This is a genomic window from uncultured Prevotella sp., assembly GCF_946407605.1.
GTDB lineage: Bacteria > Bacteroidota > Bacteroidia > Bacteroidales > Bacteroidaceae > Prevotella.
This window is the reverse complement of the sequence record NZ_CAMJOS010000012.1, coordinates 60,942-75,087: the sequence shown is the minus strand read 5'-3', so window position 1 is coordinate 75,087 and position 14,146 is coordinate 60,942. Positions and strand designations below refer to the sequence as shown.

14 protein-coding genes are annotated in these 14,146 nt (G+C 49.8%); 6 read left to right on the top strand and 8 right to left on the bottom strand.

Annotated elements, in window-relative coordinates; translation table 11 throughout:
• The first annotated feature begins 15 nt into the window (after positions 1-15).
• From Q0R57_RS07085 to Q0R57_RS07060, 6 genes are all read left to right on the top strand, one after another.
• Positions 16-1,395 (top strand): glutamate synthase subunit beta, encoded by a 1,380-nt coding sequence (locus Q0R57_RS07085; protein WP_294745275.1) that lies wholly within the window; start codon positions 16-18, stop codon positions 1,393-1,395.
• 89 nt (positions 1,396-1,484) lie between these two features.
• Entirely contained in the window at positions 1,485-2,273 is a 789-nt protein-coding gene (locus Q0R57_RS07080; protein ID WP_294745274.1) for an HAD family hydrolase, read from the top strand.
• Positions 2,270-2,725, top strand: a complete 456-nt coding sequence (locus Q0R57_RS07075) for a low molecular weight protein-tyrosine-phosphatase (protein WP_294745271.1) — start codon at positions 2,270-2,272, stop codon at positions 2,723-2,725. The genes Q0R57_RS07080 and Q0R57_RS07075 overlap by 4 nt, the downstream gene beginning before the upstream one ends.
• 214 nt (positions 2,726-2,939) lie before the next feature.
• Positions 2,940-3,761, top strand: a complete 822-nt coding sequence (gene dapF, locus Q0R57_RS07070) for a diaminopimelate epimerase (protein ID WP_294745268.1) — start codon at positions 2,940-2,942, stop codon at positions 3,759-3,761.
• Between the two features lie 11 nt (positions 3,762-3,772).
• On the top strand, positions 3,773-5,008 hold the full coding sequence (locus tag Q0R57_RS07065) for an LL-diaminopimelate aminotransferase (protein ID WP_294745265.1): 1,236 nt from the start codon (positions 3,773-3,775) through the stop codon (positions 5,006-5,008).
• 80 nt (positions 5,009-5,088) lie between these two features.
• Entirely contained in the window at positions 5,089-6,318 is a 1,230-nt protein-coding gene (locus Q0R57_RS07060) for a glycosyl hydrolase 53 family protein (protein WP_294745262.1), read from the top strand.
• Positions 6,319-6,331: 13 nt separating this feature from the next.
• Here Q0R57_RS07060 and Q0R57_RS07055 read toward each other — a convergent pair whose 3' ends face one another.
• Genes Q0R57_RS07055 through Q0R57_RS07020 form a run of 8 tightly spaced genes read right to left on the bottom strand, consistent with a single transcriptional unit; the run spans position 6,332 to position 14,015 of the window.
• Positions 6,332-7,666: a TolC family protein gene (locus Q0R57_RS07055; protein WP_294745260.1), complete on the bottom strand. Its 1,335-nt coding sequence runs from the start codon at positions 7,664-7,666 to the stop codon at positions 6,332-6,334.
• A 6-nt stretch (positions 7,667-7,672) separates the two neighbouring features.
• Entirely contained in the window at positions 7,673-8,788 is a 1,116-nt protein-coding gene (locus Q0R57_RS07050) for an efflux RND transporter periplasmic adaptor subunit (RefSeq protein WP_294745257.1), read from the bottom strand.
• 41 nt (positions 8,789-8,829) lie between these two features.
• Positions 8,830-10,077 (bottom strand): ABC transporter permease, encoded by a 1,248-nt coding sequence (locus tag Q0R57_RS07045; RefSeq protein ID WP_294745254.1) that lies wholly within the window; start codon positions 10,075-10,077, stop codon positions 8,830-8,832.
• 2 nt (positions 10,078-10,079) lie between these two features.
• On the bottom strand, positions 10,080-11,321 hold the full coding sequence (locus Q0R57_RS07040) for an ABC transporter permease (protein ID WP_294745251.1): 1,242 nt from the start codon (positions 11,319-11,321) through the stop codon (positions 10,080-10,082).
• A gap of 19 nt (positions 11,322-11,340) precedes the next feature.
• On the bottom strand, positions 11,341-12,000 hold the full coding sequence (locus Q0R57_RS07035) for an ABC transporter ATP-binding protein (RefSeq protein ID WP_294745248.1): 660 nt from the start codon (positions 11,998-12,000) through the stop codon (positions 11,341-11,343).
• Between the two features lie 37 nt (positions 12,001-12,037).
• The gene (locus Q0R57_RS07030; RefSeq protein WP_294745244.1) at positions 12,038-12,406 is read right to left on the bottom strand and encodes a GntR family transcriptional regulator; all 369 of its coding nucleotides are present in this window, start codon (positions 12,404-12,406) and stop codon (positions 12,038-12,040) included.
• Entirely contained in the window at positions 12,403-13,197 is a 795-nt protein-coding gene (locus tag Q0R57_RS07025; protein WP_294745241.1) for a hypothetical protein, read from the bottom strand. Before Q0R57_RS07025 ends, Q0R57_RS07030 begins: the two co-directional genes overlap by 4 nt.
• Positions 13,194-14,015, bottom strand: a complete 822-nt coding sequence (locus Q0R57_RS07020; RefSeq protein WP_294745237.1) for an ATP-binding cassette domain-containing protein — start codon at positions 14,013-14,015, stop codon at positions 13,194-13,196. Before Q0R57_RS07020 ends, Q0R57_RS07025 begins: the two co-directional genes overlap by 4 nt.
• Between the last annotated feature and the right edge of the window lie 131 nt (positions 14,016-14,146).

Below are 14,146 nucleotides of genomic sequence, written 5' to 3'. Positions count from 1 at the left end.
CTTAAATTTTACACGATGGGAAATCCAAAAGCATTTTTAGAGATACACCGCCAGGAGGCGGGTTACCGTCCGATTCACGATAGAATCCACGATTTTGGCGAGGTAGAGCAGACGCTTAGCACTCGCGAACGCAAACTGCAGGCCAGCCGCTGTATGGATTGCGGCGTGCCCTTCTGCCACTGGGCCTGTCCGCTGGGTAACAAAGCACCCGAGTGGAACGACGCCCTGTACAAAGGCGACTTTGAGTTGGCCTACCAGTTGCTGAATACCACCAACCCCTTCCCCGAGTTCACAGGTCGTATCTGTCCTGCACTGTGCGAGAAGGCTTGCGTGCTGAACCGCTTTAACCACGAGCCAACCACCAACCGCGAGGATGAGTGCGCCATCACCGAGATGGCATTCCAGGAGGGCTTTATCGTGCCTAAGACCGATATCGCTCGCAACGGTAAGAAGGTGGCTGTGATTGGTGCCGGTCCTGCCGGACTGGCTGCCGCCAACGACCTGAACCACATGGGATATACCGTTACCGTGTTTGAGAAAAACGAAGCTGCAGGCGGATTGCTGCGCTACGGTATCCCTAACTTTAAGCTAAACAAGGCCGTTATCGACCGTCGTATCGCCCTGCTCGAGGCCGAAGGCATAGCCTTCTGCTACGGCAGAGCCGTAGCGCTAGATGATCTAGCCGGGCTAGTAAGACTAGAAGAACTAGCTACCGATTACGACGCTGTCGTCATCGCCAGCGGCACCCCAACAGCCCGCGATCTGAAAGCCCCTGGCCGCGAACTCAAGGGCGTACACTTTGCTCTCGACATGCTGTCGCAGCAGAACCGTGTGCTGGCAGGCATGGAGTTCAGTAAGGACGAGCGCGTAACAGCCAAAGGCAAGGACGTGCTGGTAATAGGTGGTGGTGATACAGGTAGCGACTGCATTGGTACAGCCCATCGTCAGGGTTGTAAGAGCGTTACCCAGATTGAGATTATGCCTAAGCCCGTTGAAGGTCCCGAAGACCCACAGAACCCTTGGCCCGAATGGCCTCGCACCCTGAAGACTACGTCGAGTCATGAGGAAGGTTGCACCCGCCGTTGGAACATCAACACCCTGGAGTTCCTGGGTAAGGACGGTAAGCTGACTGGCGTGAAAGTGCAGGAAATCGACTGGGAGCCAAATCCAAATGGTGGTCGGCCCATCATGGTTGAGAAGGGCAAGCCCGAAATTATCAAGGCCGAGCTCTGTCTGCTGGCTATGGGTTTCCTGAAACCCGAGCACCCAGAGTATCCCAAGAACGTCTTTGTTTGCGGCGACTCAGCCAATGGCGCCTCGCTCGTAGTTCGCGCTATGGCTAGTGGAAAACAGACCGCCAAGAAGGTCGATTCCTTCCTTGTTTCAAAAAGATAATCTCTATCATTACCAAATAATGCAAAAACTTTCTCGCAGATGGGCTCCGTCTGCGAGATTTTTTGTACTTTTGCGGCAAGAATAAAGATATGACCCAAAGATACGCATTGTTTTTCGATATTGACGGAACGTTGGTGAGCTTTAAGACTCACGAGATTCCGTTCTCTACCATCCAGGCGCTGACGCAGGCTAAAGCCAATGGTTCAAGAGTATATATAGCCACTGGCCGCCCACCGCTTATCATCACCAATCTGGGAGCCATCGAACCTCTCATCGATGGCTATATCACCACCAACGGCGCCCTCTGTTTTGTAGACGATGAATTGGTGGTCTGTCAACCTATTGCCAAAGAAGACGTGATGACGTGCGTCAATGACTGCCAAGAAAAGGGAAATAGCCTCATCGTGGTGGGGCGCAAGGATGTGGCGGTGCTCGACCCCAGAGGCGACGTAGACCGTATATTCCGTCAGATGCTGGCGGTGAAGAACCTCGACAAGGCCGCACCTCTCGATGTAGTGCTTCAGCAGGACATCCTACAACTGACGCCTTTCTTCCCTTCCGACTACGAGCCGCAGCTGATGGCTCGCATGACGCAATGTGTGTCAGGTCGCTGGCACCCAGAGTTTACGGATATCACCGCCAATGGTGCCGACAAGGGCAAAGGCATCCTTGCGATGGCCCGTCATGAAGGTTTCGACCCAAGTCGCACAATGTCTTTTGGCGATGGCGGCAACGACACCTCGATGATTCTGCAGGCAGGCGTCGGCATTGCTATGGGCAACGCCATCGACGAGTTGAAGCAGCAGGCCGACTACGTAACGACCTCTGTCGACGATGACGGCATTCTCAACGCTTTACGGCATTTCCAAATAATATGAAAGATATAAAGAAGATATTGTTTGTTTGTCATGGGAATATTTGCAGGAGTCCGATGGCAGAGTTTGTGATGAAAGACCTGGTAGAGAAAGCAGGTCGCGAGGCAGAGTTTTATATTGAGTCGGCAGCCACTTCTACAGAGGAGATAGGTAATCCCGTGTATCCCCCTGCCCGACGAAAGCTGGCCGAGCACGGCATAGACTGCGCTGGTAAGACAGCCCGTCAGATGACACGAGGCGACTACCAACGCTTCGACATGATTATTGGCATGGACCAATGGAACCTGCGCAACATGAGGCGCATCTGCGGCGACGACCCTGAAGGAAAGATCAGCCTGCTGATGGACTTCACCCGTAGGCCTGGCGATGTAGCCGACCCTTGGTATACAGATGATTTCGAGGCCACCTGGCTCGATGTGCTGGAGGGCTGTCAAGGCATCCTCCAGACCATCTAAGGGGCTGAAATGGCGCACAACTTACAATTTGTAACGAAACGAAGCCAAAACAACGCCCGAATACATCAAAACGAAAGGCCAAAAGGCCACAATTGTTTCAATTTGATAGTTTGACAGGTATTTAACAAACAAAAAGATTGCATAATCCTTGTCTCTTCTACCTTTTTGTACTACCTTTGCATCCGGATTCCGACAAAAGGATAGCAAGAAGGTTATGATGGAAAGCAGTAAGAAACAGACAATACGTTTCACGAAGATGCACGGAGCAGGCAACGATTACATCTACGTCAACGCTATGCTTCACCCCATCGCCAACCCAACTCAGGCTGCCATCCTTTGGAGCGATCGCCATAAAGGCATAGGCTCTGACGGTCTGGTACTCATAGACCGCAGTCCTATTCCAGAGGCCGATTTCTCAATGCGCATCTTCAATGCCGACGGAAGCGAGGCTATGATGTGCGGCAACGCCAGTCGGTGCATAGGCAAATATCTCTTCGAGAGAGGCATCACAACACAAACACAAATTCGTCTTCTCACGCTGTCGGGGGTGAAAATGCTGCAACTGCATGTCACCTCTGGCATCGTAGAGAGTGTTACAGTCGACATGGGAGAGCCCGTGCTGAGAAACCCTGAGCAGTTTATTCCCAACAGAGGGATGGACAAGGGTACATTCGTATCGATGGGCAATCCCCACTACGTCATCTTCACCGATGATATAGACCAGGTGGGTGAGACAGGACACGCCTTAGAGTATCATCCTGCCTTTCCACAGCGTTGCAACATAGAGTTTGCACACTTAACAGAAGACGGTATCCGCACAAGAGTGTGGGAGCGTGGTAGCGGTATAACCCAGGCCTGCGGCACAGGTGCTTGTGCCACCGCTGTGGCAGCCTGCATCACAGGTCGTGCATCACGGATCTCGAACATCATCATGGATGGCGGTACCCTCAACATAGAATGGCGCGAGAGTGACAATCACGTCTATATGACAGGGCCCGCAGCCTTTGTCTTCGACGGAGAAATAGAAATACAGTAATATCGAAATATATGGCATTAGTTAACGAACACTTCCTGAAACTGCCGAACAACTACCTGTTCGCAGATATCGCCAAGAAGGTGAACGCTTTCAAGGTGACCCACCCCAAAGCCGACGTCATCAGCCTCGGCATAGGCGATGTGACACAACCATTGGCACCTGCCGTTGTTGAAGCCATGCATAAGGCTGCCGACGAGATGGGCACCCAACAGGGATTCCGTGGCTATGGTCCTGAACAGGGCTATGACTTCCTGCGCGAAGCCATCCTGAAGAACGACTTTCTGCCTCGCGGCATCCATCTCGACATAGATGAGATCTTTGTCAATGACGGTGCGAAGAGCGACACTGGTAATATTCAAGAGCTGATTCGCTGGGACAACTCCATAGGCGTCACCGACCCCATCTACCCCGTCTATATCGACTCGAACGTGATGATTGGTCGTGCCGGAACGGTAGAGGACGGTAAGTGGTCGAACGTCATCTATATGCCTTGCAATGCAGAGAACGGCTTCGTGCCTCAGATTCCTGAGCGTCGCGTCGACGTCATCTACCTCTGCTATCCCAACAACCCCACAGGTATGGTCATCACCCGTGAGGAATTGCGTAAATGGGTGAACTACGCCCTGCATAACGATACGCTGATATTCTACGATGCAGCCTATCAGGCCTATATCCAGGATGACAGCATTCCCCACTCTATCTACGAGATCCGTGGTGCCCGCAAGTGTGCCATCGAGTTCCATTCATACTCTAAGACGGCAGGGTTCACAGGCATCCGCTGTGGCTACACTATCGTGCCCAAGGACCTCACCGCTGCCACACTCACTGGCGAACGCATCCCCCTGAACCCCCTGTGGTATCGCCGTCAGTGTACTAAGTTCAATGGCACCAGCTATATCAGTCAACGTGCCGCAGAAGCCATCTACACCCCTGAAGGCAAGGAACAGATTCGCACCACCATACAGTATTATATGAACAACGCCAAGCGGATGATTACCACTCTTCGCTCTCTGGGCTTCGAGTGCTATGGCGGCGAGAATGCACCATATATCTGGATGCGCACGCCTGACGGCAGCAGCTCATGGCAGTTCTTCGAGAACCTGCTCTATGGTGCTAACGTGGTATGTACCCCAGGTGTAGGATTCGGTCCTGCCGGCGAGGGTTATGTACGCTTCACCGCCTTTGGCAGTCACGAAAAGACCGACGAGGCACTGGGTCGTATTGCAGCCTGGAGCAAGGGTCTCTAAAAATTTTTTAGGTTTTTCTGGCATTTTATCGTCTTTTTTTCTTACCTTTGCCCTCACAATCAACTACTAATAGCAAGATTATGAGAATCGTAAAGGTATTACTACTCTTGTTGCTACTCACAACAACAGCCATGGGCAAGGCGCAGACCTTCTACATCTGCGATGACAACAATGTGAGTACAGCATCGGAAATTGAGTTTTCCAACAACGGCACAACCGTCAACGGCACACTCGCCACAACAGACATCGACAGCATCACGATGCAGATACCCGACATGCACTTCGTGGGAGGCGACATGTCGATGCTGACGAAGTACGAGGCACAGAAAGCCACCTATTATACTAATACAGGCACAAAGATTACCGACCTGCTGACCTACGTCAAGGAGCAGGGATGGAACACCATCCGCGTACGATTGTTTGTCGACCCATCAAACGACAGCGATAAAGGAGTCTGCCAGGACATTGAATATGTGAAGGCATTGGGCAAGCGCATCAAAGATGCCGGCATGCTGCTGATGCTCGACTTCCACTATAGTGATACCTGGGCCGACCCTGCCAAGCAATGGACGCCAGCCGAATGGCTCTCGCTGAACAACGACCAGCTCTACACTAAGATTTACGAGTATACCAAAGACTGCCTGGAGCAGATGAACGCTGCTGGTGCCTCACCCGATTTCATCCAGACAGGCAACGAAATCAGCTACGGCATGTTGTGGGGAGCAACGGGTAGCAACGCCAACCGCTGTTATGTCAACAGCGATGCCAACTGGCCTCGCTTCACCACGTTGCTGAAGCAGGCAGGCAAGGCCTGTCGCGAGATTTGTCCGCAGGCAAAAATCATTTTGCATATTGAACGCGTGGCACAGCCTAATGTCATCGTAAACTTCTACAACCAGATGAAGAACAAAGGTGTGGACTACGATATCATCGGACTGAGCTACTATCCTTATTTCCATGGCGACCTCAGCAAGTTGGAGACAGCCATCTCCACAGTGGAAACAAATTTCAACAAGCCCATTCAGATTGTAGAGACAGGATATCCCTCACAGTATGCCATTGGCGGCAGCACCTTCGACTATACAGCCACCTACCCCTACACGAACGCAGGACAGAAGGCTTTTACGGCCGATCTCATCACCCTGCTGAAGAATCACCCCAGGGTGAACGGACTGTCGTGGTGGTATCCTGAAGCCAACGCCAAAGGCTGTACAGGCGACCTGAAGAATGGCTGGTATAATGCAGGGCTCTTCAATAACAATAATGGTAAGGCACTGGATGCCTTCTACGAACTGAAGAACTTCAGATAAGAAAGACAGGAACTCAAAGATTGAGTTCCTGTCCACGATAAAACTGTATGAGTGCCTTCTGATAGAGGTACTCGTAGCGAGCCTGAGTCAGGTCGCTTTGTGATTTCAGATAGTTGTTCTTGGCTTCATTAAACTCAGTAATAGTTGCCTTACCCTGCTCGTATTTAGCCTGTGTCAGCCGAAAAGCAGTCTCGCTGCTCTCGTTGGCCTGTTGGCTGCTCGACAATTTTTGGTCAGCAGCAACTGCATTATAGTATACCTGCTGAATCTCCTTATAGAGCGACTTCTTGGTATTGTCGAGTTGAAGCGTCTGGTTCTCACGGTCTATCTTCGCCGTACGAATGCTGTTTCGTGTCTGGAAACGGTTGAAGATAGGAATGCTGAGATTAAGGCCCAGATACTGACTGAAGTTGTTTTTCATCTGAGTGGCAAAATTATCAGCCTTGAAGCCTGAGGTCTTGTAGTAGTTAGACCCCAAGCCTGCACTGAAGCTCAACGTGGGATAGTATCCTGCCTGAGCTATCTTAATGCTGTTTTCCGTAGCACGTAATCGCAACTGCTGAGCCTGAACCTCTGGCTTGGTGGCCAAGGCATCGGCATAGATCTCGTTGGGGGTAGCCAACTGAGAACTTTGAACCGAGGACTGAGAACTGAGGTCGGGACGAACCACAGCAAAACCCTCAGGCGTGGGAAGTTCCAACAGCTGCGTCATAGCCAGAATAGCCAGTTGCAGGTTATTGTCAGCCTGCGTTGCAGTCAACCTACTCTGGGCCATCGTGGCTTTCTGTTGTGCCAGTTCAGCCTCACTGGCCCTACCGATATCAAGCAAAGCCTTCAGACGAGCCACCTGTGCGCTGTCGATGCTAATCTGACGATGGGCCACATCGGCAATCTCCATATTATATAGAATCTGCACATAAGCCTGCGCCACCTGAGTACGGATATCGTTTTTGGCCTTCTCAAGGTCCTGTGTGGCAGCCTCAAGGTTCAACTGATTCAGCTTGATATTATTGGGAATCTGGAAGCCCGTGAACAAAGGAACACTCGTACCCAAGGAGAATGATGTCGATGAGGTATTGGTGTTCGTATAGGTGTTCTCAGAAGTCAGTCCTCTACCAAAAGAAAAATTCTGACTAGCACTTCCACTGAGGTCTGGCAGACGCTGGTTCTTGGCATTCGAGAGTTGTATCTCCTGCTGGCGGCATTGGTTCTCCTGCTGCTTGATGGTGATATTATGCTCTACGGCATAGTCACAACATTCACGCAGAGACCAAAGCTTCTGCTGGGCCATTGTCGGCTGCGACAGTGTCGCAGCAAAGAGGACTATGGGAATGGTTATTCGTTTCATAGGGCCTTAGTCGTTTGATTCATCATCGGTGATAATCTGAGGACCACGCACCTTCTGGTCTTTCTCGAGGCCCTGCTTAATCTCTATATTCACGCCATCGCTGAGACCAGTGACCACAGCCTGACGTACGTAGGACTTATCTTTGCCTTCACCTTTTACAATATAGACAAAGGTAGAGTCACCACTGAACTCGATGGTACTCTCTGGTACACAGAGCACATTGTTGGCCTCAGCCAGCACAATCTCTGCGTTAGCGCTATAACCAGAACGAATCTTTCCCTCTGAGGGTACTGCCACAGCAGCCTTGATTTCAAACTGATTGGCGCCATTACTCTCAGTAGCCTTTGGCGATATATACTCCAGCGTGGCATCGAACTGCAGGTCCTGCAGGGCACCAATAGTAATCTTCATGGGTACGCCGATAGCTAACTGACCCACCTCAGTCTCATCAATATTTCCACGGAAGATAAGGTCCTGCATATTAGCCACAGTGGCAATCGTCGTACCATCGTTAAAAGTATTCGAGTTGATGACCGAGTTACCCACCTTGACAGGGATATCGAGAATGATACCACTGATGGTAGAACGGATAAGGGTGGAAGATGCCGAGGCATTTGACTTGCTGACGCCATCGCGCACCACCTGAAGGGCATCGATGGCAGCGGCATTCTCCTCCTGAGCCTGCTTCAACTGCTGACGGGCCTTCTCATAGTCCTCATCGCTCACCAGCTTCTGGTCATGCAGGTTCTTTGTACGTGCATAGTCGGTCTCCACTTGTTTCAGATTAATATCAGACAATCGCACACGACTCTCAGCACTAGACAGCTGTCCCATATCAGGAATCACCTTTACCTTGGCGATAACCTCACCTTGCTGCACACGATCGCCAGGTTGCTTCATCAGTTCAGCAATGATACCACTAATCTGAGGTTTCACATTCACCTCATTGCGGGGTTCTATCTTACCAGTAATAATAGTTGTTTTACGGATGGTATCCATACTCATGGTGAACTCAGAGTACAACACTTCCTTGGGTTGGCTTTTCTGCCAGAGGAACACGAACGTTCCGATGAAAATCAATGCGATTACCGCAGCGATAAACAGTTTGAAATACTTTTTCATATCTATATTTTTTACCTTTTTACTTTTTTACCCTTTTACCTCTACTCATCCCTCATGGCATCCACAGGTTTGATACTCATAGCTCTTGCCGCAGGAGCCAAACCTGCCAGCACACCCATAGCCGCTATGGCGAGGGCAGCAAATATAGCCGTCCAGAAGCCTACCTGGAAATGAGCAGCCAGGATGCCGTCTTCTGTATTAGCCAGCTCCAGCATCTGTAGAATCATGACGGCAAAGAGGATGCCACTCATGCCTGCCACCATCGTCAGCACAATGCTCTCAGAGATAATCTGTGAGAGAATCATACGAGGTGTGGCTCCGATGGCACGACGGATACCAATCTCGATGGTACGCTCTCGAACAGTTACCATCATGATATTCGAAACACCAATGGCACCAGCCAAAAGGGTTCCTAATCCTACCAGCCATATCAGGAAGTTGACGCCCTTGAAGAGGCTGTCAAGCATTTGAAACAACACCTCAGTATTAAACACCATCACACCTTGTTCGTCAGTCGGGTCAATGGTATGGGCACGAGCAATAGTCTCACGAATGCGATCTGTAACAGTAGACATCACCACACCCTTCTTACCAGTTACGGCAATCATGTGCACATTCTGTCCCATATTATACGTCTGCTGCATCAGGGTGATAGGCAGAAGCATCGTTGTACCCGATTCTCCACCAAAGTCCATACCCTCAGCAGAGCTATAGTCTACACCCACAATCTGATAGTAAACAGAATCGACACGGATGAAACTGCCGCAAGGGTCGCCACCGCCAGGGAAAAGGTCTTTATATATCTTCTTCTGAATGACACACACTTTACGGCGCTGAGCCACATCCATATCGTTGAGATAGCGGCCATAGCGCATCTTGGGCTCACTCACCCGCTGGTAGTCTTCCTGCACACCATTGATGCCAACAGTGGTCTTACGATCACCGTAGTATGCAGTACCACCATTCGAGAAAAGCACAGGACTCACCACGTCAAGTTCAGGAATACGACTCTTCAGACGCTCCACATCCTTATACTCCATATTCCATCTGCGTCCCTTTCTAAACCCTTTATAGGCTTTTGTTGTGGGTTGTGCCCACACCATAGCGCTGTTGGTGGCAAAGCCTTCGAAGTTCTGGTTCAGCATTTCCTTCATGCCCTGTCCGCCTCCGATGAGGGCCACCAGCATAAACACACCCCAGAAAACGCCAAAACCTGTGAGGAACGAACGGCTCTTGTTGCGTGTCAGCGTGTCGAGAATCTCTCTATATGTATCTAAATCGAATTTCATAATCAATCTGCTCTTAGTGCTTCAATAGGTCGTATTCTCGATGCCTTCAACGCAGGAATAAGTCCAGCGATGGTTCCTGCGATAATCATCACCATCGTAGCCTCGAAACATACGTCGAGTCCCACGGTGGGATCAACAAACATCGTTGCCTTGAACAAGCCTGCATCCACCTTGGTGTGTCCCAGTGTGGCATCCATATACTCATTGGCGGCAATGCCCAGAATCATTCCTACATAACCAAAGATAGTGGTGATGATGATGCTCTCAATGATAATCAGTTTCAAGATGCTCCAAGGTTTGGCACCGATAGCCTTACGGATGCCGAACTCATGAGTACGTTCCTTGACGGTGATAAGCATAATATTCGAGACGCCCACAATACCGCTCAACAAGGTGAAGAGACCTACAATCCACAAGGCAGTACGGATAATCTTGATACCTGTCTCCATCTGCAGGTTCTGCGTATAGCGGTTCCACATCCAGATGGCACTCTCGTCATCGGGATGAGCCTGATGGGCCGTGTTGAGACGCTGTCGGTATTCCTTTTCGAACACCTCATTCTCTGCTTCGGTCTCCAGTCCGTGGAAGGTAAATTCTATGCGACCTGCATCATCTGTCCTTGCACCATAGATATTCTTGATGGTAGTGTAGGCCGAGAACATATCAGCACGACCATTCTCCTGTTCCTTGTAGATGCCAACAATCTTGAAGGCGAAGTTACCCACCTTCACATGCTGTCCTTCGCGTACTGCCAGTTCCTTGGCTTGCTTGTTGCTGATGACCAGTACCTTACGTTTCTCCTTGATATCAATCTCGTTGATGAAGCGTCCCTGCATCATCTCTACCTTGTCAATCTTGATGTGATTGGGATAAACGCCTGCTATCTGACCGCTCAGATACTGCTGACCATTGCTCACCATGCCTGCCGTACGATACTGCGCACCCACCTCATCGATGACCTGCTTGAACTCCTGATCGGTGATGTCGATGTCCCGTTCCTTCAAACGAATCCAGCGACCCTCTTTCAGTCCCTGATAGGCCATTGAGGTCTCACCACCGAACACTACCATCGAACTGCTCAAGAAACGGTCACTCTGTTTCAGCTGGGCATTGATGAGTCCATTACCAGCTCCCAACAGCACGATGAGCATAAAGATGCCCCATGCCACAGCAAAGCCGGTAAGTCCCGTACGCAACTTATTGCGCCGTGCCGTCTGCCATATCTCAGAAAATAACTCTATCATTCTTCAACAACGAATTAAGCTATTCTATCACACCATCCTTGATGCGAATAATACGATTGGTTTGCTGAGCCACCGTGGGGTCGTGGGTCACGATAACCTGGGTGATATGCTCCTGAGCATTCAGGTCCTTCAATAGTTGCATCACCTCCACACTCGTCTTTGAATCGAGGGCACCCGTGGGCTCATCGGCCAGAATCATCTGTGGTTTAGTAATCAGCGCACGGGCAATCGCCACACGTTGTTTCTGTCCACCCGAGAGCTCATTGGGATAGTGATCAGCCCACTCCTTTAATCCTAATCGCTCCAAATATTCCATCGCAAGGGTGTGTCGCTTTTTGCGCGACACCCCTTGATAGAAGAGTGGCAACTCCACGTTCTCCACGGCATTTTTAAACGAGATGAGATTAAACGATTGGAAGATAAAACCAATCATGTGGTTACGATACTCGGCAGCCTTGCGTTCTGAGAGGTTCCAGATACGGACGCCGTTCAGGGTGTAGAGTCCAGAGTCATAGTTATCGAGTATACCCAGGATATTCAGCAAGGTGGACTTGCCCGAACCTGAGGCACCCATGATACTCACGAACTCACCTGTCTCTATGTCGAGGTTGATGCCTTTCAGCACATGCAGCGGCTGAGCGCCGAAATAAGTCTTATTGACGTTTTCTAAGTGTATCACTTTCTACTTTGTTCTTGTTGCTTTTGACTATTAGATGCTAAGAATGCTCATTTTGTTGCAAATCATACGCAACTTTAACATCTTCTAACGTAATGCCCAATAATTGCATCTGCCGGAACAACTCTGGCAATTGCTCTTTCACGAACACCCGCTTACGCTCTTTCAGGATTTGTTTCTTCGCACCTTTGGTCACGAAGTAGCCCAGTCCTCTCTTATTATATATAATGTTCGCGCGAGCCAGTTCATCATAGGCCTTCACGGCGGTATTGGTGTTCACCTCCAGCAGCACGGCATACTCTCGCACACTGGGGATGCGGTCGTCGTCCTGATATTTGTCGGCCAGTATTTCATCGCAGAGCCTATCGGCCATCTGCATGAAAATCGGTTTATCTGAATTGAATGTCATACGTTCGCAAATTTATGAGTGATAACCTGCCAACGGCAGAACAGACGATAGGCGAGCCAAGTGAAGAGCGTGATGAGGCAAGCAGCAAAGACAATGGCGATGATGTCATCCCAAATACACTCCGGCGTCGGTATGTTACGATAACCAAGTGTATTGGCTGTTACCGAAATGGTGATAAACCCTATAACAAACACCGCTGAAGTGACAATGAAATGGAACTTCTTGAAGAATACGCCGCCAAGCAGGAAGAAAGAGTGAATGGCTACATAACAGAAATAGAGGCCAATGACATCCGATAACGTCTCGTATGGTTCACGGACATGTGGGAAGAAATTGAAGAAATAGGATGTGGCATCCTTCACGGGAAAGCCTATCATCCCAAGATACCCCATGTGAACCAAGTCGGCCACAAAGAATGGCAACAATCCACCAACAATCGAGAATACCAGCATGTAAATCCAGCGCGAGGTGAACTTTTCCAAGTTCGATGCTGGCAGCATCAGCCAGGCAATGCGCTGCTGTTTCTTCTGCTCACCACGATAGAGTGTGCAGGCTGTGATAAGGAAATAGATATACATGGCTATCATACTGAACGCACCCACAGACTCACAAACGGGATCGACAATCTGGTTCTTTGGTTCGAAAGAGTGGAATCCGATGTTCCATGCAAACCAGAAGAAGAACAGATAGAGCAGGAGCATACAAAGTGCACCCCACATCATTGGCTTGAGGCCTTCAGTAAAGTCGAGTTTCAGCACACGACCAAAACGTGTCATATTAAAGTTTTTCATTTTACCAGTCCTTTCGTTACAGCATTAAACAACAGTTCGAGGTTCACTTGTGTCTCAGACATATCAGCCGTGCGGCGCACCATAGCGATGTTACCTTGCAGCGATGGCTCCGCATAGATGACATCGTCCGTCATATCCTGCGGCAGACGGATCTCGAAAGCATACTTATCAGTAATCTCTGCCATGCTGGCATTGAGCAGCAGCTCGCGTTCTGTGAGAATCATAATATGATCAAGCAAAGCCTCCACATCGTGCACCTGATGGGTAGAGATTATCAGCGTGCGGTCCTCGCTCATATTCTCTGCCACCACCTTTCGGAACTGACTCTTCGAGGGAATATCCATGCCGTTGGTGGGCTCGTCCATCAGCAGGTAGTTGGTCTGCGCAGCCAAGGCGATACACATATACACCTTTTTCTTCTGACCCATCGAGAGGGCTTTCAGGTTCAGGTCGGTGGAGAGTTCGAAGTCTTTCAGGCAACGTTCCAGCACCTCACGACTGAAATGAGGGTAGAAGCCCTCCATCAAACTGACATACTTTTCCAGAGTCATTGCAGGTAGGTCATACTCCTCAGGAACTAAGAATATCTCCTGCAAGGTTTCTGCCTCGCGTTTGTATGTTGCGACTGAATCGCAACATACAGTACCCTTGGAGGGGCGCAGCAAACCTGCTATCAAATAGAGCAACGTGCTCTTACCCGTGCCGTTCTTACCCAGCAGACCGTAGATGCGGTTTTCTTCGAGCTGGAGGCTGAAGCCATCGAATACCAGGCGTTTCTGTCCGGCATACTTAAAACTGATGTTGTTTACGTTGATCATAACTTATTTAATAACTTAAAAACATTGCGTCATAGTGTACCAGTTCAATAGCACACTGCAAAAGTAGACAATATTACATTACTTACCAAATAATCTTCCGACTATTTTATGTCGTTAACCAAGATTTAACA